Origin of the sequence: Sphingomonas sp. PP-CE-3A-406 (assembly GCF_003688625.1) — a bacterium.
Lineage (GTDB): Bacteria > Pseudomonadota > Alphaproteobacteria > Sphingomonadales > Sphingomonadaceae > Sphingomonas.
Genome location: NZ_RCWY01000001.1, coordinates 908,253 through 926,230 on the forward strand (window position 1 = coordinate 908,253; position 17,978 = coordinate 926,230).

At 64.8% G+C, this 17,978-nt stretch carries 16 protein-coding genes; 7 read left to right on the forward strand and 9 right to left on the reverse strand.

The features are described from left to right. Positions 1–14 precede the first annotated feature (14 nt). Both C8J44_RS03975 and C8J44_RS03980 read right to left on the reverse strand, forming a co-directional pair. Positions 15–1,049 carry a glycoside hydrolase family 43 protein gene (locus tag C8J44_RS03975; RefSeq protein WP_121903832.1) on the reverse strand — a complete coding sequence of 345 codons (1,035 nt, stop codon included), beginning with the start codon at positions 1,047–1,049 and terminating at the stop codon, positions 15–17. A 26-nt stretch (positions 1,050–1,075) separates the two neighbouring features. Further along, complete coding sequence (locus C8J44_RS03980) at positions 1,076–4,090, reverse strand: TonB-dependent siderophore receptor (RefSeq protein WP_259466696.1); 3,015 nt, start codon at positions 4,088–4,090, stop codon at positions 1,076–1,078. Between the two features lie 311 nt (positions 4,091–4,401). Here C8J44_RS03980 and C8J44_RS03985 point away from each other — a divergent pair, with 311 nt between their 5' ends. The 3 genes from C8J44_RS03985 to C8J44_RS03995 are packed head-to-tail and all read left to right on the forward strand — an operon-like array spanning position 4,402 to position 7,027. Next, on the forward strand, positions 4,402–5,130 hold the full coding sequence (locus C8J44_RS03985) for an NrtR DNA-binding winged helix domain-containing protein (RefSeq protein WP_121903413.1): 729 nt from the start codon (positions 4,402–4,404) through the stop codon (positions 5,128–5,130). A 5-nt stretch (positions 5,131–5,135) separates the two neighbouring features. Then, a complete protein-coding gene (locus C8J44_RS03990) occupies positions 5,136–6,134 on the forward strand; it encodes an SPFH domain-containing protein (RefSeq protein ID WP_121903414.1) in 999 nt (332 codons plus the stop codon). Beyond that, a complete protein-coding gene (locus C8J44_RS03995) occupies positions 6,134–7,027 on the forward strand; it encodes an NAD(+)/NADH kinase (RefSeq protein WP_121903415.1) in 894 nt (297 codons plus the stop codon). The genes C8J44_RS03990 and C8J44_RS03995 overlap by 1 nt, the downstream gene beginning before the upstream one ends. Positions 7,028–7,101: 74 nt before the next feature. On the opposite strand, the gene C8J44_RS04000 is transcribed toward C8J44_RS03995, so the two are convergent. Then, complete coding sequence (locus C8J44_RS04000; protein ID WP_147453119.1) at positions 7,102–7,791, reverse strand: hypothetical protein; 690 nt, start codon at positions 7,789–7,791, stop codon at positions 7,102–7,104. Between C8J44_RS04000 and C8J44_RS18115 the strand changes: the two genes are divergently transcribed. Continuing rightward, positions 7,778–8,038 carry a hypothetical protein gene (locus C8J44_RS18115; RefSeq protein WP_147453120.1) on the forward strand — a complete coding sequence of 87 codons (261 nt, stop codon included), beginning with the start codon at positions 7,778–7,780 and terminating at the stop codon, positions 8,036–8,038. The genes C8J44_RS04000 and C8J44_RS18115 overlap by 14 nt on opposite strands. A gap of 117 nt (positions 8,039–8,155) precedes the next feature. Here C8J44_RS18115 and C8J44_RS04005 read toward each other — a convergent pair whose 3' ends face one another. From C8J44_RS04005 to C8J44_RS04015, 3 genes are read right to left on the reverse strand one after another with little or no spacing between them, the layout of a single operon-like run. Beyond that, positions 8,156–9,052, reverse strand: a complete 897-nt coding sequence (locus C8J44_RS04005) for a DUF6999 family protein (protein WP_121903417.1) — start codon at positions 9,050–9,052, stop codon at positions 8,156–8,158. Next, a complete protein-coding gene (locus tag C8J44_RS04010; RefSeq protein WP_220683075.1) occupies positions 9,045–9,719 on the reverse strand; it encodes an iron-containing redox enzyme family protein in 675 nt (224 codons plus the stop codon). Before C8J44_RS04010 ends, C8J44_RS04005 begins: the two co-directional genes overlap by 8 nt. Positions 9,720–9,721: 2 nt before the next feature. Next, entirely contained in the window at positions 9,722–10,861 is a 1,140-nt protein-coding gene (locus tag C8J44_RS04015; protein ID WP_121903419.1) for a 3-oxoacyl-[acyl-carrier-protein] synthase III C-terminal domain-containing protein, read from the reverse strand. 173 nt (positions 10,862–11,034) lie between these two features. Here C8J44_RS04015 and C8J44_RS04020 point away from each other — a divergent pair, with 173 nt between their 5' ends. Next, a complete protein-coding gene (locus C8J44_RS04020) occupies positions 11,035–11,565 on the forward strand; it encodes a hypothetical protein (RefSeq protein ID WP_121903420.1) in 531 nt (176 codons plus the stop codon). A gap of 408 nt (positions 11,566–11,973) precedes the next feature. Then, positions 11,974–12,702 carry a hypothetical protein gene (locus C8J44_RS04030; RefSeq protein ID WP_147453121.1) on the forward strand — a complete coding sequence of 243 codons (729 nt, stop codon included), beginning with the start codon at positions 11,974–11,976 and terminating at the stop codon, positions 12,700–12,702. Positions 12,703–12,712: 10 nt separating this feature from the next. On the opposite strand, the gene creD is transcribed toward C8J44_RS04030, so the two are convergent. Together creD and C8J44_RS04040 are read right to left on the reverse strand one after the other, a co-directional pair. Continuing rightward, on the reverse strand, positions 12,713–14,080 hold the full coding sequence (gene creD, locus C8J44_RS04035) for a cell envelope integrity protein CreD (protein ID WP_121903423.1): 1,368 nt from the start codon (positions 14,078–14,080) through the stop codon (positions 12,713–12,715). Positions 14,081–14,487: 407 nt separating this feature from the next. Further along, the gene (locus C8J44_RS04040) at positions 14,488–15,378 is read right to left on the reverse strand and encodes a hypothetical protein (protein ID WP_147453122.1); all 891 of its coding nucleotides are present in this window, start codon (positions 15,376–15,378) and stop codon (positions 14,488–14,490) included. Positions 15,379–15,965: 587 nt separating this feature from the next. Here C8J44_RS04040 and C8J44_RS04045 point away from each other — a divergent pair. Beyond that, positions 15,966–17,132: a glycosyltransferase gene (locus tag C8J44_RS04045; RefSeq protein ID WP_220683076.1), complete on the forward strand. Its 1,167-nt coding sequence runs from the start codon at positions 15,966–15,968 to the stop codon at positions 17,130–17,132. On the opposite strand, the gene C8J44_RS04050 is transcribed toward C8J44_RS04045, so the two are convergent. Next, positions 17,066–17,977: a glycosyltransferase family 2 protein gene (locus C8J44_RS04050; protein ID WP_121903425.1), complete on the reverse strand. Its 912-nt coding sequence runs from the start codon at positions 17,975–17,977 to the stop codon at positions 17,066–17,068. The genes C8J44_RS04045 and C8J44_RS04050 overlap by 67 nt on opposite strands. Position 17,978 lies beyond the last annotated feature (1 nt).

Consider the following 17,978-nt stretch of genomic DNA (forward strand, 5'->3'; position numbering starts at 1 on the left):
CCCGGTACGGCGGGTCAGCCCGCACCGCCTGCCGATCTCGATACCGAACCAGAAACACCAGCGTCGGTCTGAACCACGGGAACCATCGTGCCGTCGGGATTGTAGCGAAGATGCTCCACGGTAACCGCGCGGCGCCCGATCGCGCCGTTCAGTTCGCCGATCGCAAGCGACGCGTTGTGCAGGAACAGATACCAGTTACCCCTGAACTGCGCGATGCCCGGATGGATCGTGAAACTGTACTTGCCCGACCCCGTCAGCAGTCCACGATAGGTCCAAGGTCCGGCCGGCGACGGCGCGGTCGCATAGGAGACGTGCTCGTCGCGCTGCGTCGCACGATCCAGCGACGCGTAGGTCAGGTAATACAGCTTTCCCCGTTTGTGCAGCCAGGGCCCCTCTTCGAAATGCGGCGGCGTGATCTCATGGATCGGACCGTCGATCTCGATCATGTTAGGCTTCAGCTTGGCGATGTAGCATTGCCGGTTGCCCCACGCGATCCAGGTCGTCCCGTCGTCGTCCGTCAGCACGGTGGGATCGATATCCTCCCAGCTATGCGTCCCCTTCGGCGTCATGGCATTGGTGATCAGCGCCGATCCCTTGGCATCGACGAAGGGACCGGTCGGCGTGTCCGATACCGCGACCGCGATCGCCTTGCCCGGATGCGTCTTGTCGTGTTCGACGGCCGCGTAGAACCAGTATTTGCCGTTCTTGGTGATCGCCTGTGACGCCCATGCGTCCTTCTTGGCCCATTTGAAGTCGGTGACGTTCATTATCGCGCCGTGATCCGTCCACGTCTTCATGTCGGTGGTCGAATAGACCAGCCATTCGCGCATGTTGAACATCTCGTCGCGTTGCGCTTCGTCATGCCCGACATAGAGATACAGCGTATTACCGACGACCAGCGGCGCCGGATCGGCCGTGAACTTGTCCCGAATGATCGGGTTGCCGCCGCGGACGGCGGCGGGCTTCCGGCCAGGAACCGCCCCGATCGGCGAGCCCCCGATCGTCAGGGCCGCGAGCGTGACGACGAGACAGACGCGAACTCGGCGCATGATCGATATTCCCGATCGATCCTGCATCACATGCTGAACCGGACGCCGACGCGGAACGTCCGGCCATACACGTCGTACAGCTGCGGATTGACGAAATACGGGGACCTGGCCGGATCCTTGTCGAACACGTTGTCGACCTTGAAATAGCCGGTCACCTGCTTGGTAAGGTTATACGTGCCGCCGACGTCCATGTAGAAGGCGCCCGGTATGAAATTCCGATCGATCGTAGGGTGATTGTTCGTCGACGCCGGGCAATTGCCGGGCGAACATTGAACATATTGATGGCCAAGCACCCCGTCGCTGAACCAGCGCTCCTGCAGCAACAGCGAGAAGTCGTCATTGGCATAGGTCTGCGTCGCCAGCCATTTCCAGTCGGGCGTGCTGCCGATGTTGACGCCCGCCGTATCGTTGGGGATCGTTCCAGGCAGTCCCGTATCGGTCACGAACTTGCGGATATTGGTCGCCAGCGCGCGCAGCGTGAAGCTGCCCGGCAAGCCAAGCGGACGCCGCCAGCGATAGCTTGCCTCGATATCCAGGCCCTCGGTGTCGATCGATGCGAGGTTGAACGCCTGGACGTTGATGAAATTGGGCCCTGCCGGGTTGTTGAGATTGAATGCACCGCAGCTTTCCGGAAGGATGTTCTGGAAACACAGGTTGACGATATCCGCCGCGCCGAGGCTGGAGATCACGTCCTTGATCTTGATATGGTAGTAGTCGACCGACAGGCTGAGACCCGGTAGCCAGGACGATCCGGAAAACGCGATGCCCGCGGTGGTGTTACGCGCGATCTCTGGCGTGAGCGCGGTGTTGCCGATCGTGTTCTGGATCGCGAGCACGTTGACGTTGCGGAACGGATCGAAAAATCCCGGTAGCGTGGTCGTCACCGGAGCCGCGAACAACTCCGACAAGTTCGGCGCTCTGACGTCGCGAGAGGTCACGCCGCGCAAGCGCAGACCATCGATCGGTAGGTCCCAGGTTCCACCGAGCTTCCACGCCCAGACGGTGCCCGACGTGCTGTAGTCGGTCGCGCGGATCGCGCCGTTTATCGTCGCGCGTCCGGTTCCCTTTGAATTGAGGATCGGCACGTCGGTTTCGACGAACGCTTCCTTCACGCTGTAGGCACCGCTGCCATTCTTGTAATTGCCCGCATACCAGTTGTTGCCCCCGGCGAGCAGCGTGGGATCGGCGGGATAGTCGGGCGTGTTCGGCGTAGCGCCGGTGCCCGCGCCGTAAGGATCGGCCCGCACGGTATAGAATTCATGCCGGAACTCGCTGCCGAAGGCGAACGAGACGGGTCCCGCCCAAAGACTGAATGGAGAACCGGAGAAATTGACGCTGATCACGTCCTGCGTCTGGCGGGTCCGCTGGTACGGGCCTTTGTCGGGCATGATGTAGCCGAGCGCCCCCTGCGACGGATTGCCGCCGAATATGTTGAGCGGCTGACACCCGTTCGCGCGTGCGATAGGATCGGCACACACGATCGCCCCGTTCACGGTCGTCGCGTTGATCGCCTGGTTGAAGCGGTTCGACAGCAGCACGTTGTTGACGTCGATATTGGAATAGTTCGTGCCGTGCTCGTAATACATGTCGTAGGTCCAGTCGGACCCGGCGACGGACTGACGCCCCTTGGCACCAGCGACAAACCGATACTGGCGACGATCGGTATAGACCTGCGTGTTGCCCAAGGCGGCGTTGCTCGTGCCGTATTGGAAGTTCGTGATCCCCGCCGTGGTGCAGGCGGCTTGGACCGAGGCGGGCACGAACGGATTGGCGCACTGGATCGTCAGGTTCGGACGGTTCTGGCCGCCGACCGGCTGGTTGTTGGTCTTTACCTGACCGATGTTGGCAGAGACGTAGATCTCGTTGTCGGGCGCCCAGTCGAAGCCGATCCGACCGTAATTGTTCACCCGCTGCAGCCGCGACTGGAGCGAGCGCCCGGCATCAACGTTGCCGGACAGGTCGCCGCCGATACAGAAGCCGGGCAGGCAACCATTGATGTTCCCTGCCGCGTCGCGCGCCGGGGTGCCGTTCGAGCCATATTGGAACTGGAACGGGTTGCCGGCCTGGTCGAACGCCGTTCCCTGCAGTGGCCCCGCCGTGATCAGTCCGAACTTGGTATAGTTGTAGGGCTGAGCGAAATCCCGGAACAGGTATTGCGGCGATCCGTCGTTCAGGACGTTGCGATTGATCAAGGTCGATTGCCGGAACCAGTCGCGTCCGCCGGAAAGTTCGGTGCCGAAGTCTCCGCCGCCGATGCCGTTCTCATGCGCGTATTCGGTGCTGGCGACGATGTGCAGGCGATCATCGAGCAAGCTCGTTCCAGCGGCGAGCTGGAGAAGGACCTGTTCGTTGTCGCCGTAGGTGGTGACGCCCCCCTGGACGTTGCCCTTGATGCCCTTGAACCGGGTATCTGTGATGAAATTGACGACCCCGCCGACCGCATCCGATCCGTAGGAGGCCGAGGCTCCACCGTTGACGACATCGACGCGTTTGATGAGAAGCTGCGGGAACAGGCTGACGTCGGGCACGCCGGTGACGTTGGCACCAACGACGCGCTGACCATCGATCAGCGTCAGCGTGCGTATCGCACCGACGCCGCGCAACGAGAAGGAACTGAGCCCCTGCGTGCCGCTCGACGTGCTGAACGTACCGGTGCTCGTGCCCGTCGATCCCTGCAACGACGGCAATTGGGCGATCGTGGTGAAGACGTTCGGTTGCGCATTGGCGGCGATGGCGTTGGCGTCGATCACCGTCGTCGGCGTCGGCGCGGTGAAACCGCCGGTCGTGATACGCGATCCGGTGACGACGATGTCCGGCGAAGACCCCGGTTCGGCCGTGGCGGGATCCGACGTTGCAGGAGCGATTTGCTGAGGAACCGGCGTCGTGACAATGCCCTCGGGAGCGACGGGCGCGGCAGACCCGCCCTGCGCTTGTGCCCAGGCTGGCACAGACAGCATGCATGCGGCCATCGCCATCAGGCTGGTGGCGCCAATCTGCCGTCCGCGTGCGCGCAACGTCCTCGACCCGATTGCCATCGTCATCCTCCCATTATCGTCCAGCTTTAGTCTGGTAACGTTACCATGCCTTTTTCCTCGTTTGCGCAGTCCTGTCAATAGTCCAACAAAACAGGACCAGCGCTATGCTCTATCTTAGCTTGTGGGCGCACCCCTCGAAGTCCGCACGACTCGTCAAGTGCCGAACCCGAAACAGATATGATCGCTCGGCTATCTCGATCGCTGCGATTCTGCAGGAAATGGGCTCCCCCACGAACCATCGCGCTGCAGATGCAATAACGGTTGACATATATCCACATCGCATATTAGTAATATGCCAGAAGGATATATGGGGTCACATGAACGAGACCGAGTTCCTCGATGGATATGATCCAAATCGGTACGAGCGACCGTCGGTCGCCGTCGATCTGATCCTGGCCAGCGTCGTCAACGGCAGGCCCGCAGCGTTGCTCATGCAGCGCGCCGAACATCCCTGCATGAGCGCGTGGTGTCTGCCCGGTGGGTTCGTCCGCATCGACGAGAGCCTCGATGCCGCGGCACACCGCGTGCTCGCAACGAAAGTGCGGATGGCGGACGCGTATGTCGAGCAACTCTACACGTTCGGCACGGTCGATCGCGACCCCCGCACCCGGGTGATCAGCGTGGCGTATTTCGCGCTGCTTCCGCCCGATCGCTTTGCCGCCGCACTGAAGGCCGCGCCCGACCTGACGCTGGCCGAAATCGTCGTCCCCTGGTCCGGCGAAACCGGTGGCCCGGTCGCGGCACGGTCGCAGGATGGCGACGCGCTGCCATTGGCGTTCGACCATGCCGACATGCTCGGGCTCGCGATTCTGCGGCTGCGCGGCAAGCTCGATTATTCGGATGTCGCCTACGCGCTGCTGCCCGAACGCTTCACGCTGCGGGCGCTGCAGGACGTCCACGAAACGATCCTCGGGCGATCGCTCAACAAGCCCGCCTTTCGCCGCCGGATGCTCGCCACGAATACGCTGGTGGCGACCGGCAAACGCGAGACCGGTGCCTCGTTCCGCCCCGCCGAACTTTTCCGTCATCATTCGACACAGGAGTAACCGTCATGGCCTCGATCAAGAACCTCGGTTTCCTCGCCCAATTGCGCAGCGATGCGAGCAACCACGTCATCCGCTACCGCAGCGGCAAGGTTAAGCAGAGCGGCCGCGGGCTCGTCTTCTGGTTCCGTCCGGAGACTGCCAGCATCGCCGAACTGCCGATGGACGACCGCGAGATGGCGATATTCGTGAAGGGTCGCAGCCAGGATTTCCAGAGCGTGGCGATCCAGGGCACGCTGACCTGGCACGTCGCCGATCCCGAACTGCTCGCCTCGCGCGTCGACTTCAGCCTCGGCCTGCTCACCGGTGCCTATAAGAGCGAACCAATCCAGCGGATCGAGACCCGGCTGGCCGGGCTCGTCAACCAGGCGGCGCTGCAATATCTCGCGCAGGGCTCGGTGCGGGCGCTGCTCGATGCCGGTCCCGAGCCGCTGCGTCACCAGCTCGAAGCTGCGCTCGCCAACGATCCGGCGCTGAACGAAATCGGCATCGCGGTCACTGCGGTTCGCCTGACGAACCTCGCGCCATCGAGCGAACTCGAACGCGCGCTCCAGACCCCGACGTTCGAGGCACTCCAGCAGAAGGCTGATCAGGCGACGTTCGAACGCCGTGCGCTCGCGGTCGAGAAGGAGCGTGCGATCGCCGAGAACGAACTCGCCAACCGCACTGAGCTTGCACGCCGCGAGATGCTGCTCATCACGCAGGAGGCAGAGAACGCACGCAACCGCGCAACCGGTCTGGCCGAGGCGCAGCAGGTCGAGGCGGGGGCGGAAGCCGAGCGCATCCGCACGATCGAGAGCGCCAAGGCGGAAGCGGAGCAAGCCCGGATGACGATCTACCGCGACCTGCCACCAGGCGTAATGCTCGGGCTCGCCGCGCGCGAACTGGCGGGCAAGCTCGATACGATCGAGCATCTGAACATAACGCCCGATCTGCTCGCCACCGTGCTCGGCGAATTCCGCAATGCACAGCCGGCCCCGGCGGCGCAGACTGCGCTGCCCCGCTGATGGCGACCAACGCCCCGCGCGCGGTCTTCGTCACCCGCGAGACCGACTATGACCTCCTGCTCGCGCGGCACGCGACGCGTGGGCAGGCGAAGTTCTTTCTGGAGACGCGGGGCCAGGACATCGACGCGATCGAGGATCGGCACCGCCGCTTCCACGCCACGCTGCATGAGGCTCGCTCGCTCGTCCCCGACGACTGGCGCCAGGCAAGTGTCGCTCGTGCCGATCTCGACCGATTCCTGTTCGGTCCGGAGGACGTGATCGTCGCCGTCGGGCAGGACGGGCTGGTCGCCAACGTTGCCAAGTATCTCGACGGGCAGCCCGTGCTCGGGCTCAACCCCGCTCCCGATTTGTACGACGGCGTCCTGGTGCGCGTGCCGCTCGCGCGCCTGTCCGCGCTGCTGCCTGCGAGCGTCGCGGGTGCGGCGCCTGCCGAGCAGCGGACGATGGTCGAAGCGCGATTGGATACCGGCGAACGGCTGCTGGCGCTGAACGAGGTGTTCGTCGGTCATCGCAGCCACCAGTCCGCGCGCTACCGGATCACGTGCGGCGACCAGGCCGAGGACCACTCGTCGAGTGGGCTGATCGTTGCGTCGGGGACCGGCGCCACTGGCTGGGCACGCTCGATCATGGAGGCGACGCATGCCGCGCTCCCGCTCGATCCGCAGGAGCGCGCGGTCGGATTTTTCGTGCGCGAACCCTTCCCCAGCGTGGCGACCGCGACCTCGCTGCGGGCCGGCAAACTCGCGGGCATGCCGCTCGCGGTCACGTCGCGGATGAACGACGGCGGAGTGATCTTCGCGGATGGCGTCGAACAGGATTTCTTCGCCTTCGACTGGGGCCGCGGCGTCACCATCGCCCCCGCCCCCCGGACCCTCCATCTCATCACCGGTTGACAGCGCGCGACGGTAACAGCAGCCGCGCGCCGCGGGCGCGCGGTCCCTATCTGGTGGTACGCGACATCGCGCGATCACCGCGGACGATAGGCCTCAAGTCGTATCGGGTGCCTCGGGTCTGCACGCGTGACCTTTCGCCCGTCGGAGACCAATGCCTGAGCATTCGGTCCAGCGTCGCTGTTCAGGCGTAAGGATTCGAAGATTCGGTTCTGCCACACGAACGACCGCAGCGCCGGATCGAAACGGAACGTGGTGAAGTCCGTCCAGTGTTGGCCGCACGCGACCCCGCTCTCGAGCGTGAAGTAACGGCCTTTGATCGCGATATGCCCGGCGTCTTCGACCGGGTCGCATTGTCCGCCTTCGTCGCGACGCAGGACGATGCGGTCGTTACGGTCGATCAGCTTGGCGACGCCGCCCGAAAGGCGATAGACCAGCAATGGACGAGCGGGCGCTTTTCGTACCGCCGCCCCCGGCTGTCCGCCTTCGTCAGGCCGTGCGACGACAACGATGCAGATCGGCTGCGGTGGGTCCAAAGTACGACTGCAGGACGCCACGCGTACGATATATCCGGCAGGCAGCTTGGCCTTGACCGCATTGGGAAGCGCAACCGGTTCCCACGCAGCGGCCGGAGCGGCACCCGTGGCAAGCAGGAGCGCAGCGGCAAGGCGCACGGGAATGCTCACGCGCAAGGGGTCCGTCGTCGAAGCGCGGTCCGGATCGGGCAGGACGGTGAGAGATGGGGTTTGGGCCATGGCATCGATCATGCCGGAGATATCGATCGAACCCAAGCCGATACTCTGTAGCAGCACCAGTCGGCGATCTGATACCACGTTGCGAACGGTGCCGGCGCATCGCAGGCCATTTGCGGCATTGCCGCAGCATCGATACGAGCAGGGCGAACTGGCCTGCTCGGGCAGCATCCGGTATGACGAAGACCACCACCAACCAGCCGCCCATCTCGATCGGCGGGTGCCGTCGGTGCACCCTGTCACCGAGGTTGAGCGCCGCTAGCGAAGGGGGACAGCGAGACGATAATGATCGTCTGTTCGAGTTGGGGCGCGAGCGTTGCCGAACGGACCTGCCGCCGTGGGTATTTTACCGTTCCCCGCCACACGGAAGCTCGGAGCCTTATGGAGCGGTAGTCGCAGCCGGTATCGGCTGATCGCGTTGGCGCGCCTTGAGTTCGCGCAGAAAGCCGTGAAGCACCTCGGTCGACAATCCGTGCAGCACGAGCCGGAAACCGGCACCCAACGTCGAGAAGGGCACGAGCGGGTGGCGATTGTTGATCATCGCCAGATGCTTTTCCTCGCCCGTCAGCCGCGCCACGTAGAGCCCGATCGTCTCGTCGAGCTGTAGCGAATTGGCGGCGCGCCAAAAATCGCGATCGGTCAACAGCATCGCGTAGGCCGGCGTGTAAAGCTCGATCGCGGTCTGCAGATCGACGATGTTGAGTCGGCCGTTGGGCAACGGATCGAGCACGATCTCGTCGGTGATCGCGGAGAAATCAATCCTGTCGACGCGTGCGACGCTGGTGCCGCGTCGTTCCAGCTCGCGGTTGAGGCCGATCAGATAATTGTAGATGTTGAGATCGTGATTGAGGAACAGGTCCTCGCGCACATCGTCGATCCGACGCGGCGTCATGGGTTTCAGCGGCGGATGGAAACCCGGCGTGGCATTGTCCGAGATGAACCGCAGGACCTGCGCACCAAGGTGGAAGTGACGCAGGATCAACAGATTGGCGTCGCGCGACAGGAAATGCTTCATGCCCAGTGCGATCGACCGGTGCAGGAACCTGGGCGCATGGGGCCAGCGCGGGCTGATCGTGTGGACCAGCTGGGCGAGGATGATCGTCAGCCGCGCGAACGGCCGCACCAGCGGAAGCAGGAATTGCCGACAGCGCGAGGATTGGTCCCGGATCAACGCCGCCTTGGCTATGGGCTCGAACGGCAGCGAGCGGTCCAGCGCCAGCGCCAGCCAGGGGTCGGGATCGTTCGGATCATGGCCGGGGACGGCATACTCAGCCATTGTCCAGCTCCTCGAGCTGGAGCCGGTACAGCCGCGCCACGATTTGCGCATGGCGGACGATCGCCGCGGATGCCGTCTCGCCGCCCGATCCCACCGCCAACGTCAGAGCGTGGTCGAACTCGGCCATATGCGCGACGTCGTTCTCGCCATGATACCGCAGGAACGTGAGCGCATCGGGCGCGAGGTCGAGCTGTGCAGCAAGCTTGTCCGCCCACGGTCCGGCCAGGCGATTGCCCAGGCTTTCGATGATGAACATCGCGCCGAGCAGGCCGACCGGGTCGGGTTGCGATGCCGCCTGATACATGAACGCGTTCAGTGCCTCGGTCCCGATATTCTTGGGCGCCGACCGGATCTCCTCGAGCGTGCCACCGGCGACGACGTAATTCTGTTCGAGCAGGCGATAATCGCGATGCTCGGCGGCAGCATGGGTGATGAACATCGCACGCAGGTCCTCGTGCGCCGGACCGAAGCTGGACGCGGCGCGACTGATCCAGCGGCCACCCTCGACCACCTGTTGACGCAGGTTGCGCAGCAGGCTGCGATACTCCTCGAGGCGCAGGCGCCCACCGGTCAGGCGCGCGATCACCGGCACCTGGATCAGCGCGCTTTCGAATTCTATCCATACGCGGGCGAGACCGCGGTTGGTCGCCTCGATCTGGTCGGTCATGCTCATCTTTCCCCCTCCACCACGGTCAACGCCGCATACGCCATCACGCACTGGCCGCTTTCGGGTACGGCGCACAGGATTCGTTGGCCGGGTACGAGCCGCCCTGAGCGCATCAGGTCGTCGAGCAACAGGAACAGCGCCGCCGCACCGACATTGCCCTTGTCATAGAGGTTGGTGAACCACCGTTCCTCGGGAATCATGCACCCTGCCCGCTCGGCCAGCCGGACCATCTCCTCGCGCAACGAATGCGCGGAGAAATGGCAGAGGAACCAGTCGACCTTACCAGTGTCGACCTTGCCCTCGTCGACCAGCCGCATCAATTCGCCCAGCCATACCGGCAGCATCCGGTGCAGTGTGTCGACGTCCTGTCGCAACTGAAACGCGCCGGCTCGCGCGGCGGCCTCGGCGCCGTCGTGCAGGCTCCACGGCAGGACCGCGCCGCCTGGGCCGGGCGCGCTGCCGCCGGTCATGCACGGGCCGAAACGATCGGCGAAGGAGCGCACCGATATCCAGTCGATGCGCAGCGACAGGCCGCTCTGTGCCGGCCGGTCCTCGACGACCAGTGCAGCCGCGCCGTCGCTCAAGGTCCAGCGCAGGAATTCGGCGTCAGCAGGCAGCGTGCCGTCTTCGCCTAGCGTGGCCGTGCCGCGATATTGGCCGGGGCGAAAATAGCGGCTGGCAAACTCGGCGCCGACGGCAATACCGGCGCGGTGCTCCCCCGCACGGATCTGCAGCGCGGTCGATTTCAGTGCCATCATCGCGCTTGCGCAAACGCTCTGCATACTCGCGATTTCCAGCGGCGGCAGACCCGACGCGGCGTGGACCCCGCTTGCCAGCCCGGGCACCAGCAGATCGTTCTGCGTCGTCGCGGTAGCGAGATAGCCGATCTCCCGCCGGTCGATCTCCGCATCCGCCAGCAGCGTGCGAACCGCCACCGCAGCCAGAGTCGCCAGCGTCCAGTCGGTGGTCCCGTCGGGCCGGATCGCATAATGGCGGGTGCGAATGCGGTTCTGCCGCAGAACCAGCCGTCCCAGGCGATCCGATTGCGGGGACAGGTGACCGATATGATCGGCCATCATCGCGTTGCTGATCGGTGGCCCAGGCAGGAACTGGGCGGTGCGAGTGATGAAGGCGTCGCGCATGACGTCACCATGGCGCGGTCGCTTATCTTGGGTCAATGCGGCATATCGGCACGGACGACTGTTACGGCGGGCGGTATCGATGTTCGGACACGTTTCAAACGGCAGGGAAGTTTCCGTGTGATTATCCTCCGGTGTAAGAGCGATTCGCAGGTCGCGCCGGAAGACCGGGTATCGTGATCGCCGCGCTCGCCATGACGCTGCTTACGGCCTCCCCGCCAGCAGCGGCCTTTTCGCTGGATTGCGCCTATGCGGCGCGGGGCGGCGAGTTGGAACCACACGGGCCCTGCGCACGGATCGAGGATGACGTCCCGCATATCGACCCCGCACATCTCGCCCGCATGACCTTCGAAGGCGGCCTGGCGGAGGTGCGTATAGGCGGTGCCCGAACCGGCGGCGGGATCGCCTATGTCAGGCGCGACGGGCGAGCCGTGAGCGTCTTCATCCTAGATAACGGCGCGGACTATTTCAGGGAGGGGCTGGTACGCGGACTTCGCCACGGCAAGCTCGTCTATTATGATCACGCCCTGCGTCCCGTTATCGTGACCGGATATGACTGGGGCTATCCGTTCGATCATGGTCGGGCCGAGGTCTGCACCGGATGCAAGGAGCAAAGGCTCGACGACGAACATTCCACTATGGGCGGCGGACGTTGGGCCGTGATCGACCGCAAGGGGCGTGTGCGCGCTACAGCGCGCCGACCATGATGACGGTGCGGCGTTCTACATGACCGTATGAGCAGTCCTATCCGCGCAGGGATAGGACCACGCCTTCATCGAAACCGTAAAGCCGTCGCTTGCAGTGATCCCATCGCCCTCGACCGCGAAAAAAGCGTAGCGCGGCGGCCCGGTCCTGCCTGTCTCAAACCAGCTGGAAGCCTTATGTTCAAGCAGCCGGCCCTGCATACATCGCTCTGCTGATGCCATGCAGCGTGACGATGCCGGCAATCACCGTATCGTCCAAGCTGCCGCTGCAAAGTCTTTGTCGAATTCCCCAGCGCGTGCTTCTGATCCGGTCGGTGCGGCTGTAGACTGCGGAAGTTGGTACGTCGGGTCGAACGTCTGCTCGTGCTCAAACCGCCGCCCGTATGCCCCCCGTCGACAGGATACGCGACAATGCCTGCTCTTGCTGCCGCTGCGATCTGCATCGCTGTAACCCAACCGTCCTCGCCCGGCGAGGCGCTGGAAATTCCGCCGATGACGCTGCCCGCGTTACCGAAACCCGGACGTGTCGCCGCCTCCGCCGCAGGCTTCGCCCCGCCCGGGTGGAAGGTGGAACGATCCGTGCGAGCCGACATCGACAAGGACGGCCGTCCCGATATCGTCGCGGTGCTGAGGGGTACGGACAAACGTTGCGTGATCGGTAATGATGGCGGAGGAGGGCCGCTCGATACCAACCCGCGCGTGCTAATCGCTGCGGTTGGTGCTCCGGCTGGATACACGCTGCGGGTCGTCAACGCCGCCGTCATCCCGCGGCTCGAAGATCCGTATATGGACGATCCACTTGGCGAGGACGGCCTGACGGTCAGCGCCGGCATCATCCGTCTTCGGCTGGGTGTCTGGCGCAGCATGGGCGGCTGGGGGACCAGCACCAACACCCTGTCGTTCCGATGGGACGGCGCGCACTTCCGGCTCATTGGCTTCGACCGCGACTACACCCACCGCGGCAGTGGCGAGACCGAACTGTTCAGCGCGAATTATCTGACCCACCGGGCCAAGGTCACGACCGGCACGATCGAGGACGAAACCCTCGGCAAGGTCCGCTGGAAGACCTTGCCCGCGCGTGCGGTGCCGACGCTGGACACGATCGGCGATGCCCTGGAATTTGCGGAATCGCAGCGTTGAGACCTATCGCCTAGCCGAGCGCGGCATCCTCTTCGTCGGATGCCGCGACGCCGCCCCAGTCGATCCGACGGGTGGCGTACATCACGCCCGCCAGCGCAGCGAACAACATGCCCGAGCCGATCAGCAGCGAATAGGCTTCGAGGCTGAGCAACACATACAGAACCGCGTAGAGCCCGGCGAGCAGCGCCGCGACCACGCCCGCCCGCCTCCAGCTTTGCAGGATCGCCGCGGAATAGCTGCTGATCAGCGCGACGATCGCGAGGCTGGCGACCAGATAGGCGCCGAGGAACCCGATCACCTCGGCGAGGGCCAGCAGCAGGATGAAGAACAGCACCAGCCCGGCACCGATCAGCAGATAGGCGACACCCGGCACCGGCGCGCCGCCGATGATGTCGAACATCAGCAGTGCGAGGAATGTAAAGCCGATGAACATGAAGCCGTATTTGGTCGCGCGATTGACCTGAGAATAGAGATTGATCGGGTCGAGCAGCCCGATCGTCACCGCTTCGTCCGCCCCCATCTCCTGCTCGCCGATCGTCACGACCGGCCGGTTCAGCGCAAGATTGCCGATCTGCCAGTTCGCCGGAAACGCCGACGCTCCTGGTGTCCGGTTCGGCAGGAAGGCCCCGGTGAACGACGGGTGCGGCCAGGCGGAGAGCGCGTCGATGCTGGTCTGTTCGGCAGAGGGCAAGAACGAGAGTTCGTCGCTGCCACGCAGATCGAACGCGACATCGAACAGCAGCGCCGCGTTCGCTACCCCGACACCTGCCGCGATCGGCCCCCGCCCGGTGAAGCCGCTGCCGCTGGTCGTCGCCAGGCTGGCCCCCGGGATCAGCGGCAGCGTGCGGCCGTCGACGCGGATCGCCGGCCGCGACCCCGCAAGTCCCTTGGCGTTGCCAATCCCGACGCGGATCTCCGCATCCGCCAGGCGCAGGCTGTCCGGCGGGATGTTCAGTGCTGCAAAGTCGGGCAGGCGAAACTGGCCGGCGATCTGGACGCGCGAGCGATACACTACCGCTTCGTAGATCGAGCGATGCCGCCGTTCCGCATCGATCCGAGTGCGGATCGCCGAGCGCGTCGGCGCGACGAACAACAGCTTGTCCTCACGATCGGTCCGTCGGACGGTGCGCCCGCTTTCGACCGCATCGCGCGTTACCACGCGGCTGAACGGAATGACCAGGAACGGCCCGGCGATGCGCTGCGGGCCCCCCCAGCCCTCGACGATTGACGTGCGCGCGACCTGCGACTGGCTCTCGCGGTCATAGACCAGCAGGTAGGTGGCGAAGAGCGGTATGGACAGCAGCAGCCCCAGCAGGATGGTCATGGCGAGCTTGCGCCCCGGCGTCGTGCGCTTCGACGAAGACGAAAACTTGATCATGATACCCCCGGCGGTCTCGACCGCTGTTGAACATCCTGAATTGGACGTCGCGGTTCGTCAATCGGAAGTGGTCCTGTCGAGACCATTGCTACCTCGAGAGAAATATCCTTGGGCACCACCATCAGTTCATCCTGATCATACCTTGGTTGCCGAACTGACATCGTTTCCGCCGCCCGCGCTCGCCGCGAACGCCCAACGGCATGGGTACGGCGACCTTGGTGATTGTGGAGCGAAGCAAGGTGGGGATGCTGATCAGCGTAGACGTCGAGATCTACGCCGCTGTCATGCTGCAGCCTTGCGCATCTCCGCGTAGCTCGGCGGGATCAAGGTGAGCCGCGAAATCGACACCGCCCCGCTGCGCGTGGCTCTGGCAGAGGTGCCGATTTGTCGCGCCGGCGTAGCGGCATTCACCGCTCAGGCTGCATCGTGCGCAGCGCACGCGTCCACAGCCAGGCCATCATCAGGCAGCACAGGGTCAGCGTACCGCCAAAAATAACCGATAATACCTGCCCGACGTCGTCCGCGGCGGGCATACGCCCCTCCAGCGCCATACGCCGCAGCAACACCGCATTCTCGGCCAATTCGAAGCCATGCTCCCGCATCCTGGCGCGCATCCACGTCGGCAGGCGCACCATCGAAAGCGCCCCGTCGATCGGCGGGACCGGCGGATCGGCTTCGGGCCCGGCTCCGCTGGCGGGATAGCTTGCCAGCATCACGACGGTGACCGGATCGGTCGGGGATTGGCCAGGCGCGCGGAGCGGCAGGTAATAGTCCTCGTAGCTGCTCGTTCGCGTATTCCAGCGCCGTAGCCATGCCTGATCGTAACCCGGCAGCGCGTCGGCTAGCCGTGCATAGCGTGGCATCTCGCCACCACCTTTGCGGGCCAGTGCCGCTATTGTCAGCCTTGGCAACGGTTTGCCCGCATCTGGCGGCGTCCGGCCGAAGAGGACATAGCCGGCCGCCGCGGCTACGGCGAAAACCCCCGCCGCGATAAGCGCACCTGCGCGGCTGCGGCGCAAAGACCGCGCTTTCTGCGTGCTGGTGGGCAAGCGCGACCGCCAGTTTGGATTGCGTTTCGGATCGAGCGCGTCCTGCATGCCGCACAGAAACGAGCGTTCCGGACGCCGGGGAAGCCACCGCAGGACCGCATGCGGCAACCACAAGGTCAGCGCGACCACGGGGAGCCCGGCCACCGTGACGCTATCGTGCCCGAACAGACGATCGACGAGCCCCTCGCTCCAGGCGAACGGACCGATCTCGAAGATCGCACCGATGATCAGCATGGCCACGCTTGCCAACAGACCAAGATAGAGGGCCCAAGCACCCAGCCTTGCCTGTGCGGAATCTAGCGCGTCGCCTGGAAAAAACGCGGAATCGCCCGCTGCAATGGCCGACCATGCGGCCTTGGTCGCCGGCTGGTTTGAGTTCGGGGGTCGCATCGTTCAAGTCTATCGCCGTTCCATCCCCGAGCAAGACCAGCGGTAATGGTAGGACAGGTCCTCCCGGCAGCCACTGACTCGTCAGCATGATCACGCTGTAGCAGGCTACCAAACAGGCCGCCGTGAGCTTAGCGGACGTTTTCGAACATCCTTTCATAGGTCCCCTTGTAGAACCAACCGTCATCGGCTTCGAATTCGCAACAACACACGAGCGGGAATATGGCTACGGGCAGCAAGCTTGGGTCCAACGCGCAGTGCGGTCGACGGTGATGAGCAGTGCGGCGACCGCACAAGCCCAACGCCTTCCTAACTGGCCGCAAATAGGTCCCGCGTGGCACTGGCTGCTCGACGTCAGCCCGGCGTCTCGTTCGAGAGTTCCGGGCAAGTCGGTACGAGCGCGCACTCGGCGTCCGGGCACAATCCTTTCGGTCGTGGGTTTCTCCGCTATGACACGCCACGACTTCGACAGCAGCACGACGACCACCGATGACGGTTTGGTTGAGCCGGCCGATCGCCCCGCCCCCTTGCGGATCGCCGTCATCGCCCATCTGCGGCATCCGATCGCGATGCCGTTCATGGGTGGCATGGAAGCGCATTGCCATCAGCTCGTCACCGCGCTGGTGGCGCGCGGGCACGACGTCACGCTGTTCGCCAGCGGCGACAGCGACCCGGCGCTGCCTCTGCACCCGATCGCCGAGCGCCACTATGAGGCGGTCCTGCCCTGGGCGCAGTGGCATGGCACGCCGCAACTGACCGCGTTCCAGGATGCGGCGTTCGGGAGGGCATGGGAGGCGATCGGCGCGGGCGCGTACGACATCGTCCACAACAACACGATGCACCCGACGCTGCATGTCCTGGCGAAGCGCGACCGCGCGGCGATGGTGACGTCGCTCCACGTGCCCCCGTTTGCCGGCCTGGCGAACGCGGTCGCGGATACCAGCGCGAACTGGCTGCGGCAGACCGTGACGTCGCACGCGCATCTCGCAACATGGTGGACGGCGCCGCCGGCCACGGTGTCGGTGGTCCATAACGGCATCGATACGGCCCGGTGGCGGTTTCACGCCGTCGGCGATGGCCGGGCGATCTGGGCAGGCCGCATCACCCCGAACAAGGGCACCGCGGTCGCGCTCGAGGCGGCGATTTTGGCCGGGGTCGAGCTGGACGTGGTCGGGCCGATCGACTGCATGGAGTATTTCAGCGACCGGGTGGCGCCGCTGCTCGATCACGCCCGCGTTTATCGCGGCCATCTCGGCGGCGACGCGCTGGTCGAGGCGATCGGCACGGCATCGGTATTGCTATCGACACCGATGTGGGATGAGCCGTTCGGGCTGATCGCCGCCGAGGCGCTGGCGTGCGGCGTGCCGGTTGCCGCGCTGGATCGCGGCGCGATGCGCGAGGTGGTCGGCGATTGCGGCGCGCTCGCGACCGATGCCGCCTCGCTCGCGCAGGCGATCGACCGTGCTACCGCGATCCCGCGCGCCGCATGCCGCGACCGGGTGACCCGGCTGTTCTCGCTGACCGCAATGGTCGAGGGGTATAAACGCGCCTATGCGGCCGCGATCGCTGGCGCCCGAGCCTCGAGTTGCGCCAGCACCACGGAGGTACTCGCATAGGGCTGGTCGACCTGTTGCCGGGTCAGCGCTAGGTCCTCCTCGGACACGGTGCGAAGCCGCACATGCTCGCCTTCGCGCAGCGTTATCAACCCCATGAGCGTGAAGGCCTTCAGCCAATGCTCCATGGTGAAATGCCCCCATTTGTCGCGAAAGCGCGCCGCATTTGCGATCACGCTGTCGACATGATGGACCGGGGGCATGTGGTGCGGATGATATTGGTGATAGACGCGCGCGCCGCGTACCCAGTGGATGGGGATGCCCGCGGTCATCGCGACCCGCCCGAAATCTGTGTCCTCGCCGCCATAGCCGACATACCGCTCGTCGAACCCGCCGAGTGCGAGGAACGTCGCGCGCCGCATCGCGAAGTTGAGCGACCAGAAACAGCGATAGTCGGTGCAGTCTCCCAAGGCCTCGATCGGAGGCCCGGCCCGCTCGGAATGCTTGACGCCGAGCGCTGCGAACCGTGCGAAATCTAGCCCCTCCGCGGTCGCACCCGATGGCAGGTACAGCACCTCGCCCATCAGCACCGCATCGACCGCCCCCAGCTGAGCCAGATAGTCCGCGACGAGCGATGGCGCCGGGATGCAGTCGACATCGAGGAAGATCAGCTGTTCGCCCTGCGCCGCCCGCGCCGCCGCATTGCGTGCCGCGGCCAGCGGAATACCGTCGGCGCCGATCATGATCTGCCGGATCGGAAACCGCGTCTCGGGCAGGTCGTACGCGTCGGCCTGCATCACCGCGATCACGAGTTCGTCGGGCACCGTCGTCTGCATGTCGAGCGCCCGGACGACATTGGCAAGGTGGGCCGCACGGCCATGCGCGAGGGTACAGATCGAGACGGTCATG

What these genes read in the sequence shown, in the direction of transcription:
- C8J44_RS03975 (WP_121903832.1), bottom strand. Translation starts at nt 1,049, where the DNA reads ATGCGCCGAGTTCGCGTCTGTCTCGTCGTCACGCTCGCGGCCCTGACG.
- C8J44_RS03980 (WP_259466696.1), bottom strand. Translation starts at nt 4,090, where the DNA reads ATGACGATGGCAATCGGGTCGAGGACGTTGCGCGCACGCGGACGGCAG.
- C8J44_RS03985 (WP_121903413.1), top strand. Translation starts at nt 4,402, where the DNA reads ATGAACGAGACCGAGTTCCTCGATGGATATGATCCAAATCGGTACGAG.
- C8J44_RS03990 (WP_121903414.1), top strand. Translation starts at nt 5,136, where the DNA reads ATGGCCTCGATCAAGAACCTCGGTTTCCTCGCCCAATTGCGCAGCGAT.
- C8J44_RS03995 (WP_121903415.1), top strand. Translation starts at nt 6,134, where the DNA reads ATGGCGACCAACGCCCCGCGCGCGGTCTTCGTCACCCGCGAGACCGAC.
- C8J44_RS18115 (WP_147453120.1), top strand. Translation starts at nt 7,778, where the DNA reads ATGGCATCGATCATGCCGGAGATATCGATCGAACCCAAGCCGATACTC.
- C8J44_RS04000 (WP_147453119.1), bottom strand. Translation starts at nt 7,791, where the DNA reads ATGATCGATGCCATGGCCCAAACCCCATCTCTCACCGTCCTGCCCGAT.
- C8J44_RS04005 (WP_121903417.1), bottom strand. Translation starts at nt 9,052, where the DNA reads ATGGCTGAGTATGCCGTCCCCGGCCATGATCCGAACGATCCCGACCCC.
- C8J44_RS04010 (WP_220683075.1), bottom strand. Translation starts at nt 9,719, where the DNA reads ATGACCGACCAGATCGAGGCGACCAACCGCGGTCTCGCCCGCGTATGG.
- C8J44_RS04015 (WP_121903419.1), bottom strand. Translation starts at nt 10,861, where the DNA reads ATGCGCGACGCCTTCATCACTCGCACCGCCCAGTTCCTGCCTGGGCCA.
- C8J44_RS04030 (WP_147453121.1), top strand. Translation starts at nt 11,974, where the DNA reads ATGCCTGCTCTTGCTGCCGCTGCGATCTGCATCGCTGTAACCCAACCG.
- creD (WP_121903423.1), bottom strand. Translation starts at nt 14,080, where the DNA reads ATGATCAAGTTTTCGTCTTCGTCGAAGCGCACGACGCCGGGGCGCAAG.
- C8J44_RS04045 (WP_220683076.1), top strand. Translation starts at nt 15,966, where the DNA reads ATGACACGCCACGACTTCGACAGCAGCACGACGACCACCGATGACGGT.
- C8J44_RS04050 (WP_121903425.1), bottom strand. Translation starts at nt 17,977, where the DNA reads ATGACCGTCTCGATCTGTACCCTCGCGCATGGCCGTGCGGCCCACCTT.